General features: G+C 32.0%; 15 protein-coding genes. 6 read left to right on the forward strand and 9 right to left on the reverse strand.

Features of this window, described 5'->3' with window-relative positions; genetic code table 11:
• Positions 1–45: 45 nt before the first annotated feature.
• Complete coding sequence (gene tamL, locus AAGV28_RS00140; protein ID WP_373404823.1) at positions 46–2598, reverse strand: translocation and assembly module lipoprotein TamL; 2553 nt, start codon at positions 2596–2598, stop codon at positions 46–48.
• 38 nt (positions 2599–2636) lie between these two features.
• Here tamL and AAGV28_RS00145 point away from each other — a divergent pair, with 38 nt between their 5' ends.
• A complete protein-coding gene (locus tag AAGV28_RS00145; protein ID WP_373404824.1) occupies positions 2637–3368 on the forward strand; it encodes a TrmH family RNA methyltransferase in 732 nt (243 codons plus the stop codon).
• A gap of 1 nt (position 3369) precedes the next feature.
• Here AAGV28_RS00145 and porT read toward each other — a convergent pair whose 3' ends face one another.
• Both porT and ubiE read right to left on the reverse strand, forming a co-directional pair.
• Positions 3370–4071, reverse strand: coding sequence for a type IX secretion/gliding motility protein PorT/SprT (gene porT / locus AAGV28_RS00150; RefSeq protein WP_373404825.1), 702 nt, complete (start codon positions 4069–4071; stop codon positions 3370–3372).
• An 18-nt stretch (positions 4072–4089) separates the two neighbouring features.
• The gene (ubiE, locus tag AAGV28_RS00155; protein ID WP_373404826.1) at positions 4090–4821 is read right to left on the reverse strand and encodes a bifunctional demethylmenaquinone methyltransferase/2-methoxy-6-polyprenyl-1,4-benzoquinol methylase UbiE; all 732 of its coding nucleotides are present in this window, start codon (positions 4819–4821) and stop codon (positions 4090–4092) included.
• 175 nt (positions 4822–4996) lie between these two features.
• On the opposite strand from ubiE, the gene AAGV28_RS00160 reads away from it, so the two are divergent.
• Positions 4997–5317: a hypothetical protein gene (locus AAGV28_RS00160; protein ID WP_373404827.1), complete on the forward strand. Its 321-nt coding sequence runs from the start codon at positions 4997–4999 to the stop codon at positions 5315–5317.
• A 48-nt stretch (positions 5318–5365) separates the two neighbouring features.
• On the opposite strand, the gene AAGV28_RS00165 is transcribed toward AAGV28_RS00160, so the two are convergent.
• Both AAGV28_RS00165 and AAGV28_RS00170 read right to left on the reverse strand, forming a co-directional pair.
• Positions 5366–5866 (reverse strand): dihydrofolate reductase, encoded by a 501-nt coding sequence (locus AAGV28_RS00165; RefSeq protein ID WP_373404828.1) that lies wholly within the window; start codon positions 5864–5866, stop codon positions 5366–5368.
• A 6-nt stretch (positions 5867–5872) separates the two neighbouring features.
• Positions 5873–6208: a 2TM domain-containing protein gene (locus AAGV28_RS00170; RefSeq protein ID WP_373404829.1), complete on the reverse strand. Its 336-nt coding sequence runs from the start codon at positions 6206–6208 to the stop codon at positions 5873–5875.
• 237 nt (positions 6209–6445) lie between these two features.
• Here AAGV28_RS00170 and AAGV28_RS00175 point away from each other — a divergent pair, with 237 nt between their 5' ends.
• The gene (locus AAGV28_RS00175; RefSeq protein WP_373404830.1) at positions 6446–6742 is read left to right on the forward strand and encodes an isoamylase early set domain-containing protein; all 297 of its coding nucleotides are present in this window, start codon (positions 6446–6448) and stop codon (positions 6740–6742) included.
• 24 nt (positions 6743–6766) lie between these two features.
• On the opposite strand, the gene AAGV28_RS00180 is transcribed toward AAGV28_RS00175, so the two are convergent.
• From AAGV28_RS00180 to AAGV28_RS00195, 4 genes are all read right to left on the reverse strand, one after another.
• A complete protein-coding gene (locus AAGV28_RS00180) occupies positions 6767–7591 on the reverse strand; it encodes a thymidylate synthase (protein ID WP_373404831.1) in 825 nt (274 codons plus the stop codon).
• A gap of 68 nt (positions 7592–7659) precedes the next feature.
• Entirely contained in the window at positions 7660–8283 is a 624-nt protein-coding gene (locus tag AAGV28_RS00185; protein WP_373404832.1) for a bifunctional nuclease family protein, read from the reverse strand.
• Between the two features lie 145 nt (positions 8284–8428).
• Positions 8429–9397 (reverse strand): electron transfer flavoprotein subunit alpha/FixB family protein, encoded by a 969-nt coding sequence (locus AAGV28_RS00190; RefSeq protein WP_373404833.1) that lies wholly within the window; start codon positions 9395–9397, stop codon positions 8429–8431.
• A 77-nt stretch (positions 9398–9474) separates the two neighbouring features.
• Positions 9475–10221 (reverse strand): electron transfer flavoprotein subunit beta/FixA family protein, encoded by a 747-nt coding sequence (locus tag AAGV28_RS00195; protein ID WP_373404834.1) that lies wholly within the window; start codon positions 10219–10221, stop codon positions 9475–9477.
• Positions 10222–10485: 264 nt separating this feature from the next.
• On the opposite strand from AAGV28_RS00195, the gene AAGV28_RS00200 reads away from it, so the two are divergent.
• From AAGV28_RS00200 to AAGV28_RS00210, 3 genes are all read left to right on the forward strand, one after another.
• Positions 10486–11463 carry a pyruvate dehydrogenase complex E1 component subunit beta gene (locus AAGV28_RS00200; RefSeq protein ID WP_373404835.1) on the forward strand — a complete coding sequence of 326 codons (978 nt, stop codon included), beginning with the start codon at positions 10486–10488 and terminating at the stop codon, positions 11461–11463.
• 74 nt (positions 11464–11537) lie between these two features.
• Positions 11538–14027 (forward strand): DUF5686 and carboxypeptidase-like regulatory domain-containing protein, encoded by a 2490-nt coding sequence (locus AAGV28_RS00205; protein WP_373404836.1) that lies wholly within the window; start codon positions 11538–11540, stop codon positions 14025–14027.
• Between the two features lie 93 nt (positions 14028–14120).
• Complete coding sequence (locus AAGV28_RS00210) at positions 14121–14651, forward strand: inorganic diphosphatase (protein WP_373404837.1); 531 nt, start codon at positions 14121–14123, stop codon at positions 14649–14651.
• The last annotated feature ends 51 nt before the right edge of the window (positions 14652–14702 follow it).

Raw genomic sequence — 14702 nt, forward strand, 5'->3', positions numbered from 1 at the left:
TTTTTGTTTCTAGTTTAAGTTGGCAAAAATAAGAATTAATTAGGATTAGAACGGATAATTTATACCAAAATTTAAAACAGTGTTTGCAAAGTTATAATCTCGCATCCATTTTTTACCCGATTCATCAGCAGGATTATAGGTTTTGAAACCAAAATCAAAACGGACAACAAAGAAGTTTAAATCGTATCTAAGACCAAATCCTGAACCTAAAGCGGTATCTTCTAAGCTTGATAAATTGTTAAAAGTTGATTTTTCGTCGATTACATTGTCAAAAACGTTCCAAATATTTCCAGCATCAGCAAATATAGCTCCTTTTAAATCGCCTAAAATTTTAAATCTAAATTCGGCACTTACAGCAATTTTCATATTGGCTTCATTAAAATCATTTGTAGCGCCACTACGTCCCGGTCCAAGACTATAAGGTTGCCAGGAACGGTTATCATTAGAACCTCCTGAAAAATAACTTCTTGAAAACGGAATGTAATTAGAATTCCCAAAAGGAATCGCAATGCCAAAAAAAGTGCGAATTGCTAGAACTTTTTCATGGCTTAAATCCCAATGTTTAATAAAATCAAATTCGGTTTTGATGTATTCCGAATATTCTAAATTAAATAATTCGCGATTTCCATTTTGATTTTTCTTTAAGCTTGTAGCGTTTCCGATTAAAGATAATAAAGAACCTGCCGATTCTATTTTTGTTTTAAATAGATAAAAATTATTATCAGCTAAATCCGTTTTGGTTGTTTTAGTAAATGAAAAATTTGTAGCTAAAATAAAATCGTTTTCAGTTAATCGGACTCTTCTTTCCTCAATACTTCTTACTTCTCTTAAATCGTTGTCAGATGGTGTGAAATTTTGGTTTCCTTCCAGAACATCTCTGGTAAAATCTGTTGTTCCTGATTCAATTTTTAAATTACCATCTTCAAAATATTCTGTGTTTGCTGGATATGTTTTTGCAATTTCGTTTAACGCATTGTAAGAGGAGCCGTAAACATTAAAGTAATTTTGAGCATTTAAGTTGCGTACAAATTGAATATTAAAAAGGTCAAAACGTGCGGTGTTGAATCTTTTAGGATTCCAATTGTATGTAAATGTTCCTGTGAAATTTTCTTTGTCTAATCCAATGTTCTTTTGCGTAGCATAACCCACTCCAATTAAAGTTGACGGAATCATACTTTTTGGGATGATTTTTTCAGTAGAAAAAGGCATGAAAATTCTAGGGAAATTCAGTTTTAGGTCAACACCGTATTCAGATACATTGAAAAATTGGTTGTTAGGATTCGCTAAGTCTCGGGAAGAGCCAATATTTGCTCTGGTAGAGATTTCTAATGTTTCGGCTCCATTAAAAATATTTCTAATGCTTACCGATGGACTAAACGAAATTCCAATATCCTGAATATTAGAGTGCGTAAGGTCAAATGAAGCTTGAAAACTATATTTTTTTCTTGGTGTCAAATAAATTTTTGCAATAAGCGAATTACGAAGAGTATCTTTTTTATCTACTTCATATTGAATACTTGGCGGATTAAATATTTTAAGATTGGTTAAGTATCTGGACGTCAATACCGTTTTGTAATCGGCAAATTCACTTCCTTTAGTAATAAAAATGGCATCTGTTATCGCATGCGGTTTGTACTTTAATTTTTCACGACTGTACAAGTTGAAATTTTGATAAGAAATGCTGTCTGTAATATTCTGTTTGCTTGTATTGGGCAAATAATCAGTGTAGATGTTTACGCTGCTAATTTTGTATAATTTAAAATCTTCTGTTTTTGTAGAATCATTATCTTGGTAGCTGTAATCGCTAATGTTTATGTTTACATTAGCTTTGTTTTTTTTACCAATTGTGTCAATGTCAAAAACAATTGAAGTAGGCTGAAAATAATAAGCACCGTGATTTCTAAAATAAGTAGTAAGGCGGTTTTTTTCGTCTGAAAAATCAAGAGTTTTGTATTGTTTTCCTGACTCAATTAAGGTGTTTTCTTTTGTAATTGTATACAAAGAATCTAATTCAGGAGAGCTAATGTTTGTTCTTATAGAATCTAAAACATAGGCTTCGTTAGTTGTGATTTCGTATTTAACACTTCCTCTTTTTAGACTTAGGGTATCTTGTTCTGAATTAACTTTAACATCAAAATAACCATTGTTAAAATAATAATATCTAAGCCTCGAAAGTGATTTTTGAGTTCGTGATGAGTCAATAATTATAGGTGGTTCTCCTGTTTTCTTTAAAAACTCATGAATTCCATTGTATAAAAAAGATTTTCCCAATCGATCGACTTGTTTTGCCGACAACCATTTTGCTTTGCGTTCGTATTTTCCTGGATTATTAGTAAACTTTGCTTGATAAGTGGAATCTGGATTTAAATTGGCTAGATTATATAAATTTAAACGCAAACGATAGCCTAATAAGGTACTATTTGGTTTTTGGTACAATTGATTATGGATGTCTTCGTCATTGATTTTTTTACCATTTACTAAAATTTGATTCTTCACAAGGAGCTGTTTTCCTTCTGGAACTCTTTTTTCGGCGTTACAGGCAGATATAATTATTCCTATTAGAATAAATAGTGATATTTTTGTTGAAATTTTTTTCAAGAGGTTTAAAATAATTTAATTCAAAAGTACATATTTTTATGGTTAGTAGAAACCAAATAAAACTTATAACTAGTTTACAGCAAAAAAAGTATAGAATAATTAATCAATTATTTTTTGCTGAAGGTGTAAAAGTAATTCAGGAGCTTTTACGGTCTAATTTTGAATTAGAACATTTGTACACTACACAGTATGATTTTGAAGCTGTTTTAGAAAGTAAAAAATCATTAATTCATGAGAATGATTTAAAAAAAATTAGCGCGTTAACAACTCCAAATAGTTGTTTGGCCGTTTTTAAAATCCCCGAGGAGAAACCAATTCTAGAGTCAGGATTAATCATAGCACTTGATGATGTTAGAGATCCAGGGAATATAGGAACCATTTTGAGATTGTGTGATTGGTTTGGCATCAAACAAGTAATTTGTTCTAAAGAAACAGTTGATATTTATAATCCAAAAGTAGTTCAGGCAACCATGGGTTCTATTACCAGAGTGAATGTTAGTTATGTTGATTTGATCGAATATATTTCTCAAACTAATTTAGCTGTTTTTGGAACTTTTATGGATGGCGATAATATTTATAAAAAGACTTTGCCGCAAGAAGCAATTATTATTATGGGAAACGAAGCTAATGGTATTTCGGAAGGAATTGAAGAAATCATTCAAAACCGACTTTCAATTCCTCGTTTTGGCGATTTGCAACAAGCAGAAAGTTTAAATGTGGCTACTGCAACAGGAATTATTTTGAGCGAATTTAAACGAAATTTAGCCTGATTTAATGAAACGTAAAGTTAATTAGAATCGCTCTGTTTTTAAGAGATTCTATATTACTTGTCCAAGGACTATTAGGGTCGTTGTCTCTAATAAGTTCGTCATTAATGCCAAAACAGCCTCGAATAGAAGGAGAAAATATAAAATATTCGGAGAAAAAATCGATTCCAAAACCCACTTCATAATTGGAAGTCCATGATTTTACTCTGAATCTTTGTTGCACGTTATCATCAATTGATTTTGCATTTGAAGATAAATTTAATGTTGTAGATAAACCTCCCACAAGATAAGGGCGAATGTTTCCAGTGCGTAATGATGAAAATTTTAATAGTAATGGAAAATGGATATAGGTGCTGTTTACATCTCTGATAGCATCTACTTCTCGAATTAAGTCAGGATAATGTAGTGTTCTTTTAGATTGATATAAACCAGGTTCTAAACGGAGATTGACATATTCTTGTAATTTTAAATCAGCAACAACTCCTACATTAAAACCTGTTGTTTTTTCTACCTGTATGTCTGGACTTACAGTTTTATAATCAATTTTAAAATCAAAAGAGTTAAAACCTAAGAAATATCCAAAATGCAATCTTTGTTTTTGGAAGTTTTCTAAATTGATAATTGGGTCTTTACTAAACATGCCTTTTGACTGCGAATGCCCTTTAAAAAAAAGTAAGAGTAAGATAAAGACAAATGTTTTTTTCATTTTAAAAGGAAACTTAATTTATTTTTTAGATGCTACATATATAGTGGCCACGCCAAAAGTTTGTGGCATTGCTTTTACATCTATAAACCCAATTTTCCTCAAAATATTGTTTAGCGCTTCACCGTAAGGAAATGCAGCAGCAGATTCTGATAAATAACCATAAGCAACATTGTCTTTTGAGAATAACTTTCCAATGATAGGAAGTATATTTTTACTATAAAAGTTGTAACCTTGTTTGAAAGGTGTTTTTTCAGGAACCGAAGTTTCTAAAATTACAAAAGTGCCATTAGGTTTTAATACACGTAATATTTCGCTTAAGCCTTTTTCTAAATTTTCAAAATTCCGAACACCAAAAGCTACGGTTATAGCATCAAAATAATTTTCAGCAAAAGGAATGTTTTCCGAATCGCCTAAAATCATTTCGATAGTGTTAGATAATTTTTTATCAGCAATTTTTTTTACACCTACCTCTAGCATTCCTGCCGAGATGTCTAAACCCGTTATTTTTTTAGCTTTTGTTTTTGCCATTAAAATGGCTAAATCACCAGTTCCTGTAGCAATGTCTAGTATCGTTTCGGGATTGCTATTGTCAACAATTTTCAAGACTTTTTTTCTCCACTTTACATCTATTCCAAAAGAAATAACACGATTTAAATTGTCGTAATTCCCCGAAATAGTATCAAACATTTTTGCTACTTGTTCTTTTTTGCCTAAATCGGAGTTTTTATATGGGGTGATGTTTTTTGCCATTTTTTAAATTTTGACAAATATACTACAATGCCCTTTAAGTTGGTATTTAAATTGACTTTCAATTCATCGATAAATATGTTTACTGTTTTTTTTATTTTTTTTGAAATATCACTAAAAGTGGGTATTGTGTGGTGCAATTAGAATCCCGAAATTTACGTATTAAATTTTTTTCGCAATGATTAATAAAGAATTAGTGGTTCAACTCAAATGGTTGTTTTTTGCGTTAACGCTATCATCTGTTCTTGTAATTTATTTTGACGGTGCTACTTTAATTAGAAGTTGTACTTTAATGGAAACGCAAAATACGTTCTTAGGATTAAATTTGTTTTTGGAAATTTTAATTTTCTTTGCCTTTAGTACCTTCGTGGTATTTGGTATTAAAGGTTTTTTTGAGATGTTTTCTCAAAAAATCGCAAACTGTATCATTTTCGTTTCAGGAATGTGTTTACTGTTTGTAAATTTAGTATTGTTAAGTCAAATTATTTTTCAAGACTAGAACATTTTTTCTAATGATTATTGTAATTTAAGTTTAAAAAAAACACCTCTATTGTTGAGGTGTTTTTTGTTTTCTAATATAAGTTTCAAAACTATAATCGTACAGGTGTTTTTCATCCTTAGTTTGAAAATCACTATTTACTAGTTCCCAATCGTCTAATTTTATTTCCGGAAAAAAAGCATCTGCTTCAAAAGAATGATGAACTACGGTGAGTTCTATTTTATCTGAAAAGGGTAGAGCTAATTGATAAATTTCGCCTCCGCCAATGATAAAAGCTTCTTCTCCTTTAGGACATTTTTCAATTGCTTTTTCAATACTATCAACTATTATGCAACCTTCCGCTTGATAATCAGCTTGTCGTGTAATAATAATATGTGTGCGATTGGGTAGGGGTTTTGGGAAGCTTTCAAAGGTTTTTCTTCCCATTATGATGTGGTGCGCTGTAGTTAGGTTTTTAAATCTTTTAAAATCATTAGGTAAATGCCAAACTAATTGGTTGTCTTTTCCAAGTGCCCTGTTTTCGGCAGCTGCCGCAATCATTGTAATCATTAGTACTTATTTAGTAGGAGGTTCTTCGTTTATTTGATTGCTTAATTCTGTTATTTTTTTTTCTTGTAGAGCAACTAATCGGTCAATTTGTTCTCTTTCCCAGTTTTTATTCATGAAACGATCGGTGATGAACACTTTAATAAAATGTAAAATAAATACAAATAACCAAACAGTAATTAACCAAATATGCCAATTTGCATCTTGGTTAAAGTTAAAAACTTTAGTAGAAACAAATAGAAATAAAGCCACTAAAAACAATAAAACAAAATGAAAATAAACTATTCTTTTTTGTTTTATACGTTTTCGGGCATATTCGTATAATTCATGTTGTTCGGTTTTCATAGGTTCGTTTTTTGTTTATAAAGATAAAATTTAATTTGGAAATGTTTATTAGTACAAGCGAATTTTTAGAATTTTGCCTTTGGCTTTTTTGTTTTTTAAAAATATAATCCTTTTATATTTGACGATTTGCTTGGTTTTTAACATTTTATTAAGCATAATCCTAAAACTCACTTAAGGGTATTTAAACTTCAATTAAATTGATTTACTTTGCCTCATAATTCTAAAAATGAAACACTTATGTCGATTAAAAAACAATTTATAAAGTCAAAGCCAGTTTGTAAAGTTACATTTTCTATAGAAGCTAAAGAAGCGGCTCAGGTTGCGGTTGTTGGTGATTTTAATAATTGGAATCCAGAAGAAGGTGCTTTAAGTAAGTTGAAAAACGGTACTTTTAAAGGTGTTTTTGATTTAACTAAAGATGCAGCTTACGAATTCAAATACTTAGTTGATGGAGAATATATCAATGAAAGTGAAGCAGATGCTTATAAATGGAATGAATTTGCAGGAACAGAAAATAGCGTTTTAGAGGTTTAATCTAAAACGCTTTTTTTTTTAGTTTTAAACAGCTACGTTTCCTTTTATGGTCTCGTGAGGTTCGTATCCTGCCAAATTGAAATCGCTGTAATCAAAATCAAAGATGTTTTTTATATCTGGATTTAAAATCATTTTTGGTAATGGTCTTGGTTCACGTGATAATTGCAATTCAAGCTGTTCAAAATGATTATTGTAAATGTGTGCATCACCAAAAGTGTGGATGAAGTCTCCTGCTTCTAAGTTGCATACCTGAGCAATCATCATAGTTAGAAGTGCATAAGAAGCAATGTTAAAAGGAACACCTAAAAAGATGTCGGCACTTCTTTGATAAAGTTGACAAGACAATTTTCCTTCAGCAACATAAAACTGAAAAAAAGCATGACATGGAGGTAATGCCGCTTTGTTATTAGCTACGTTTTCTTCAAATGATTTTTTTGTGTCTGGTAAAACCGAAGGATTCCATGCCGAAACGAGCATTCTTCGGCTATTAGGATTTGTTTTTAATTCTTGAATCAAATCAGAGATCTGGTCGATTTCTTCACTATTCCAGTTGCGCCATTGGTGCCCATAAACGGGGCCTAAATCGCCATTTTTATCTGCCCAGGCATCCCAAATTTTTACTCCATTTTCTTTAAGATAGCTAATGTTAGTTTCTCCTTTTAGAAACCAAAGCAATTCGTAAATAATAGATTTAAGATGTAGCTTTTTAGTGGTAACCATTGGAAAGCCTTCACTTAAATCAAAACGCATTTGGTAACCAAAAACACTTTTAGTTCCAGTTCCAGTCCGGTCGCCTTTTTGACAGCCGTTTTCCATCACGTGTTTTACTAAATCTAGATATTGCTTCATTGCTTTGAGCTTTATGTCTTACGCTATAGGCTATAAGCTTATTGCTTAAAGCTTACAACTTATTGCTTTTATGATTCTCTTTTTGAAATTTCGTCTCTTATGTTTGCCGCTTTTTCATAGTCTTCCTGTTCCACAGCCTGAATTAATAAATCATTTAATTCCTGAAGACTGAATTTTAGATAAGCGCGATCATTGTTTTCAGATTCTGCAGAAAAAGATTCAGGATTGGAAATAATATCATCCATTTGCTGGTTTTCTTTATCGCTGTCTGAAGGATTTGTTTTTAGGTAAATACCCGCTTTATCCAGAATGTTTTTATAAGTAAAAATTGGAGCGCTAAAACGCAGTGCTAATGCAATTGCATCAGAAGTTCTGGCATCTATTATTTCTTCAATTTTGTCTCTCTCGCAAATGATACTAGAGTAAAATACACCATCAACTAGTTTATGGATGATGACTTGCTTGACAACAATATCAAAGCGTTCAGCAAAATTTTTAAATAAATCATGCGTTAAAGGACGCGGCGGTTTTATTTCTTTTTCTAAGGCAATGGCAATAGATTGGGCTTCAAAAGCACCTATTACAATAGGTAATTTTCTTTCGCCGTCTACTTCATTCAAAATCAAAGCATAGGCTCCATTTTGTGTTTGGCTGTATGAAATTCCTTTTATGGATAATTTGACTAAGCTCATAATTGTTGAAATGAAAATCTAGGTTTTTTATTCTGAATCCTTTTTGGATAAATTTAGGTTGCAATATTAATTAAAAAATCTGCCAATAAGCAAAGATACGATTATCTTATTTTATTGGACAGAATTATTTTAATGAGTCGTTATATTATGCGTTTTGCGACTTGTATTCTTTTAATTTTTCAATTAATTTTGGAACAACTTCAAAGGCATCGCCTACAATTCCGTAGTCGGCTACTTTAAAGAAAGGAGCTTCTGCATCTGTATTGATAACCACTTTTACTTTAGAAGCGTTGATTCCGGCAATGTGCTGAATGGCTCCAGAAATTCCAACTGCAATGTATAAATTGGTTGCTACGGGTTTCCCAGTTTGCCCTACGTGTTCAGCGTGTGGTCTCCAGCCTAAGTCGGAAACTGGTTTAGAACAAGCTGTTGCGGCTCCTAAAACAGCGGCTAAATCTTCTATTAAGTTCCAGTTTTCGGGGCCTTTTAAACCGCGTCCACCAGAAACTACAATGTCGGCATCGGCAATAGATACTTTTCCTGATGCTTTTTCAACGGATTCTACTTTTATTCCAAAATCATTTTCTCCAATGCTTGGATTAAAAGCTTCTTCAGTTAAAGTTGATGCGTTTTCGAAAATACCATAAGAGTTTTTAGCTAATCCAATAACTTTTACTTCAGTATTGATTTCGGTTATATTGAATGCTTTGCTAGAAAAAGCGTTTCTTTTTACTTGAAAAGGAGTAGTGTTTACGGGTAAACCTACTACGTTTGATGCGAAACCTGCTTCAAGGCCTACTGCAAGTAACGAAGAAAGGTAAATGCTGTTTGTGCTGGAAGATAGAATAACTAATTTAGTGCTTTCTTGTTGAGCTGCTTGTTTGATAACATCAGCATAAGCTTTGGCATTAAATTCAGCTAACTTATCGTTGTTTACTTTTAATACTTTATCGACTCCGTATTTAGATAAGTCAGAAACGTTTTCGATATTCACCGTTAAGGCAGTTACAGTAGTTCCTAGAGATTCGGCTACTTTTTTTGCATAAGAAGCGATTTCAAATGCTACTTTTTTAAACTTTCCTTCGGCTGATTCTGCGTATATTAATATTGACATGATGATTTTAGATTTTAGATTAACGATTTTAGATTTCAGATTTTTTGAACTGAATACTAAAAACTAATTACTGAATACTAGATAACCTTTGCTTCGTTATGTAACAAATTAATTAATTCGTCTAAGTTATCTGGAGCAATCATTTTTACTGCTGATTTTGGAGCAGGTTTTTCAAATTTCACTGCTTTTGTGTTAATGGCAACGTCAATTGGTTCAACTACATTCAGTACTTTTGTTCTGGCAGTCATAATTCCTCTCATGTTAGGAATGCGCAAATCTTTTTCTTCAACAATTCCTTTTTGACCACCAATAATTAATGGTAATGAAGTAGAAATGCTTTCTTTTCCACCGTCAATTTCGCGAACTGCTTTTGCATTTGTGCCTTCAACGGTGATGTTGATGCAAGAATTTAGGAAATTAAAGTCTAAAATACCAGCAATCATTCCAGGGACCATTCCGCCATTATAATCTAAAGATTCTTTTCCAGCAATTACTAAATCGTAAGCGCCTGCTTTTATAACTTCAGCTAGTTGTTTGGCAACAAAAAATCCGTCAGTAGGAGTGGCGTTGATACGAATTGCATCATTAGCACCTATGGCTAATGCTTTTCTTAATGTAGGTTCTGTTTCTGGACCGCCTACGTTTACTACAGTTACCGTAGCTCCTTGTTGTTCTTGAAACCAAATGGCACGAGTTAATCCAAATTCATCATTAGGATTGATTACATATTGAACGCCGTTCGTGTCAAATTCGGTATCGCCGTTAGTAAAGTTGATTTTTGAGGTAGTATCAGGAACATGACTGATGCAAACTAGTATTTTCATGTTTGGATATTTTATAAATTTCGTAGATTGAATTACAAAATTAGAACAATATTTCGAATAATTTGGTATCAAAAACTACTTACCATTACCGCCATATTGTTTTTATTTGTTTGATTCCTGTAAAATAACAGAATAAATGTGAGATATTCACATACCTATAATAAGATGTTAGAATTTAGAACGGATTATTTAAGCTAAATTGTGCTATAAATGGTTTAAAATATTTATTTTTGCTCTTCAGAAAATTCAACATACAATATAAATATGAGAACAATACAATTTAGAGAGGCCATTTGCGAAGCGATGAGCGAAGAAATGCGTCACGATGAATCCATATATTTAATGGGCGAAGAAGTTGCAGAATACAACGGAGCATACAAAGCTTCAAAAGGAATGCTTGCTGAATTTGGCGAAAAAAGAGTAATTGATACTCCAATTGCTGAGCTTGGTTTTACAGGAATTGCAGTAGGTTCAGCAATGAACGGATGTCGTCCTATTGTAGAATATATGACTTTCAACTTCTGTTTAGTTGGTATTGATCAAATTATAAATAACGCTGCTAAAATGCGTCAAATGACAGGAGGACAATTTAATGTGCCTATCGTTTTTCGTGGACCAACTGCTTCTGCAGGTCAATTAGGAGCAACTCACTCTCAGGCTTTAGAAAACTGGTTTGCTAACACTCCAGGATTAAAAGTTATTGTTCCCTCAACTCCTTATGATGCAAAAGGACTTTTAAAATCAGCTATCCGTGATAATGATCCTGTGATTTTTATGGAATCAGAGCAAATGTATGGTGACAAAGGAGAAGTTCCAGAAGGTGAATACACTATCCCAATAGGAGTTGCTGATGTTAAAAGAGAAGGAACTGATGTAACTATTGTTTCTTTTGGAAAAATTATCAAAGAAGCTTTTATTGCTGCAGATGAATTAGCTAAAGAAGGAATTTCTTGTGAAGTGATCGATTTGAGAACAGTTCGTCCAATGGATAACGAAGCTATATTAAGATCAGTTAAAAAAACAAACCGTTTAGTAATTCTTGAAGAAGCTTGGCCGTTTGCAAGTATTTCTTCTGAAATTACTTATATTGTTCAAGAACAAGCATTTGATTATCTTGATGCACCAATTCAAAGAATTACAACTGCTGATGCACCCGCACCGTATTCTCCAGTATTGTTGAAAGACTGGTTACCAAACGCAGCTGATGTTGTTAAAGCGGTAAAGAAAGTAATGTATAAATAATACATTAGTAAATACTATTAAGGCTTCATCTTACGTTAGTTTGATGAAGCTTTTTTTTTAATAATCTCCCCTATATGAATAAGAAGTACTCGTTTTTAGTTCTGTTTTTTATATTGTCTTTTTTTTCAACACTTTTTGCTCAAACTAAAGTGAGTGGTATAGTGGTAGACAAATCAAATCAGCCAGTTCCTTTTGCAAATATTGTTTTAAAAGGTTCGAATTTAGGTGTTATGTCTAATGAAGATGGGCGTTTTTATATCGAATCTACTACTACTTTGAATACTTTAATTGTTACTTCTATAGGTTTTTCAGATAGAGAAATTACGTTAGATAAAGCCGTTAATTATAATTTTAGAGTGCAGCTAAATGATGTTGAAGAGCTTAAGGAGGTTGTTATATACGCTGGAAAAACATCTAAAAAGAACAATCCTGCATTGGATATTTTGAGAAAAATTTGGGAAAGAAAACGAAAAAACGGATTGTATCAGTTTGACCAATACCAAATGGAAAAGTACGAAAAAGTAGAATTCGATATGAATACTATTGATAGTGCTTTTATGAAAAGTAAGATTTTTAAAGGAATGGAATTTGTTTTCAATCATGTGGATACATCGAGAGTTACTGGAAAAACCTACTTGCCTATTTTTATTAATGAATCTTTAATGGATGTTTATGGAAACAATAAATTAAAAAAAGTAAAAGAAAAATTAAAAGCCAATAAAAATTCGGGATTTAGTGATAATCAGCAAATTTTATCTTTTGTAAAAGATTTGTATTCGGATTATGATATTTACAACAATCACTTAACTTTTTTTGACAAAAGTTTTACTAGTCCATTGTCAAAAACAGGAATTGATGTTTATAATTATGTGTTGAAAGACAGTGCTTATATTGACAATAAATGGTGTTACAATATTTTATTTTATCCAAGACGTAAAAATGAATTGACTTTTAAAGGAGACTTTTGGGTGAACGATACCACTTTTGCTATCAAGAAAATTAATATGGCAGTAACTAAAAGTGCTAATATTAACTGGGTAAAAGATATTTACATCGAACAAGAATTTGAAGTGCAAAATGACTCCGTTTTTTTACTGACTCGAGATCACATGATGTCGGATTTTGCATTGAATAAGAAAGAAGAATCTAAAGGTGTTTATGGAAAACGAACCACTTTGTATCAAAACCATCAATTTAATATAGAAAAACCTGTTTCTTTTTACAAAGAAGAAGTGAATTATATTGATAATGAAGTTTACAATAAATCAGACAGCTACTGGGATGATAATCGTTTCGAAAATTTAAACAAAGACGAAAAAGGGGTTTATAAAATGCTAGATACTTTGCAATCGGTTAAGAAATTCAAGCAATTGTATAATTTAGTCTCCATTTTAGGAAGTGGCTATATTCAGTTTGGACATATCGATTTTGGCCCTATCTTTTCGACACTAGGTTATAATGAGGTAGAAGGTATAAGACTGCGAGCGGGAGGAAGAACCTATTTTGGACCAAATGATGCTTGGCGTTTACAGGGATATACTGCTTATGGATTTGATGACAACAAATTCAAATACGGTATTTCTGGAAAATGGATGGTTGATAAGAAAAATCGATTGATCATTTCAGGAGGAAATAGAAGAGATGTAGAGCAAATTGGTGCCAGTTTGACTACTACAAATGACGTTTTGGGTAGAAGTTTTGCATCCTCGGCATTGTTTTCTACGGGAAATAACGGTAAACTTACCAATATAAATTTAACAAATGTAGCTGTCGAAATTGAACCCGTTAAAAACTTGACTTTTCAAACCGGATTTTCCTATCGAACATTAGAGTCGGCATCCAACACCTTTAGTTTGGATTATTACACTGATAGAACACAAACAACTACAAACAGCGAGGTAAAGCAATCAGAAGTTAATTTTCAGGTAGAGTTTTCGCCCAAAAGAAAAACTATTGGTTATGGAGTTGAACGAGATATTGTAGATAGTCCTTTTAGTCGTTTTTACGTGAATTTCAGTCATGGCTTTAAAGGTTTATTAGATAGTGATTTTAAATATGAAAAAATCCAATTGTATTACAAGCAACCTATCATCATTGGTCCTTTAGGAAGATCCAATGTAATTATGGAAGTAGGGAAAACTTTTGGAACAGTGCCATTAGGTTTGTTGAGTGTAATTCCAGGAAATCAATCGTATTTCTCGATTGAAAATACTTTTAATAATTTGAATTTTTACGAATTTGTAAGTGATCAATACGCTACGTTGCAGTGGGAACACAATTTTGGAGGGCGTATTTTTTCAAGAATTCCTTTCATGAGAAAATTAAACTGGAGAGAAGTTATCGGTGCAAGAGGAGTTTACGGAACAATATCTGATACTAATAGAGCAATAAATGCTTCTGGACTTGTTTATGCCGCTCCAGAAAATGCCTACTGGGAATACAGTGCTGGAATAGGGAATATTTTCAAAGTCTTCCGTATTGATCTTACGTGGAGAGGGAATTATTTAAACACTCCAGACACGCAACGTTTTTCAGTAAAAGGATCCTTTGGGTTTTATTTCTAAAGCTTTCGTTTTAGGGTAGATAATTCTTGTAAGAAACAGCTTTTTGAATTACTTTTGTAATCGAAAAATTGAATTTAAGATAAAAAAATAAAAATGACTGCAGACAAAATAAACACTTTCGATGTTCTTATCGAAATTCCAAGAGGAAGTAGAAATAAGTATGAGTACGATTTCGAAATTAAAAGAATGCGTTTTGATAGAATGTTATTCTCTTCAATGATGTATCCAGCTGATTACGGTTTTATTCCAGAAACATTAGCTTTAGACGGAGATCCATTAGATGTATTGGTATTAATTAATGAGCCAACTTTTCCTGGATGTGTTATAGAGGTAAAACCTATTGGAGTTTTCCACATGGCAGATGATAAAGGACCAGATGAAAAAATTATTTGTGTACCCGTTTCTGACCCAATCTGGAATTCATTAAATGATTTATCAGACATTAATCCCCACTTACTAAAAGAAATTGAGCATTTCTTCCAGGTTTATAAAGATCTTGAAAACAAAAAAGTAGATGTTGAAGGATGGGGTGATTTAGATGAAGCTAGAGCTATCATTAAAGAATGTACAGATCGTTTCAATGCAATTGAAAATAAAGCAGAAGGATTATTTAGTATTAAATAATTTTAATCTATAAATTTTATAAAAAAAGCAATACTCCGTTAAGAGTATTGC

The sequence above is a fragment of the Flavobacterium zubiriense genome, from assembly GCF_041729725.1.
GTDB classification, from domain to species: domain Bacteria; phylum Bacteroidota; class Bacteroidia; order Flavobacteriales; family Flavobacteriaceae; genus Flavobacterium; species Flavobacterium zubiriense.

Coding starts and splice junctions, on each gene's coding strand:
- AAGV28_RS00145 (WP_373404824.1), top strand. CDS start 2,637: ATGGTTAGTAGAAACCAAATAAAACTTATAACTAGTTTACAGCAAAAA.
- porT (WP_373404825.1), bottom strand. CDS start 4,071: ATGAAAAAAACATTTGTCTTTATCTTACTCTTACTTTTTTTTAAAGGG.
- ubiE (WP_373404826.1), bottom strand. CDS start 4,821: ATGGCAAAAAACATCACCCCATATAAAAACTCCGATTTAGGCAAAAAA.
- AAGV28_RS00160 (WP_373404827.1), top strand. CDS start 4,997: ATGATTAATAAAGAATTAGTGGTTCAACTCAAATGGTTGTTTTTTGCG.
- AAGV28_RS00165 (WP_373404828.1), bottom strand. CDS start 5,866: ATGATTACAATGATTGCGGCAGCTGCCGAAAACAGGGCACTTGGAAAA.
- AAGV28_RS00170 (WP_373404829.1), bottom strand. CDS start 6,208: ATGAAAACCGAACAACATGAATTATACGAATATGCCCGAAAACGTATA.
- AAGV28_RS00175 (WP_373404830.1), top strand. CDS start 6,446: ATGTCGATTAAAAAACAATTTATAAAGTCAAAGCCAGTTTGTAAAGTT.
- AAGV28_RS00180 (WP_373404831.1), bottom strand. CDS start 7,591: ATGAAGCAATATCTAGATTTAGTAAAACACGTGATGGAAAACGGCTGT.
- AAGV28_RS00185 (WP_373404832.1), bottom strand. CDS start 8,283: ATGAGCTTAGTCAAATTATCCATAAAAGGAATTTCATACAGCCAAACA.
- AAGV28_RS00190 (WP_373404833.1), bottom strand. CDS start 9,397: ATGTCAATATTAATATACGCAGAATCAGCCGAAGGAAAGTTTAAAAAA.
- AAGV28_RS00195 (WP_373404834.1), bottom strand. CDS start 10,221: ATGAAAATACTAGTTTGCATCAGTCATGTTCCTGATACTACCTCAAAA.
- AAGV28_RS00200 (WP_373404835.1), top strand. CDS start 10,486: ATGAGAACAATACAATTTAGAGAGGCCATTTGCGAAGCGATGAGCGAA.
- AAGV28_RS00205 (WP_373404836.1), top strand. CDS start 11,538: ATGAATAAGAAGTACTCGTTTTTAGTTCTGTTTTTTATATTGTCTTTT.
- AAGV28_RS00210 (WP_373404837.1), top strand. CDS start 14,121: ATGACTGCAGACAAAATAAACACTTTCGATGTTCTTATCGAAATTCCA.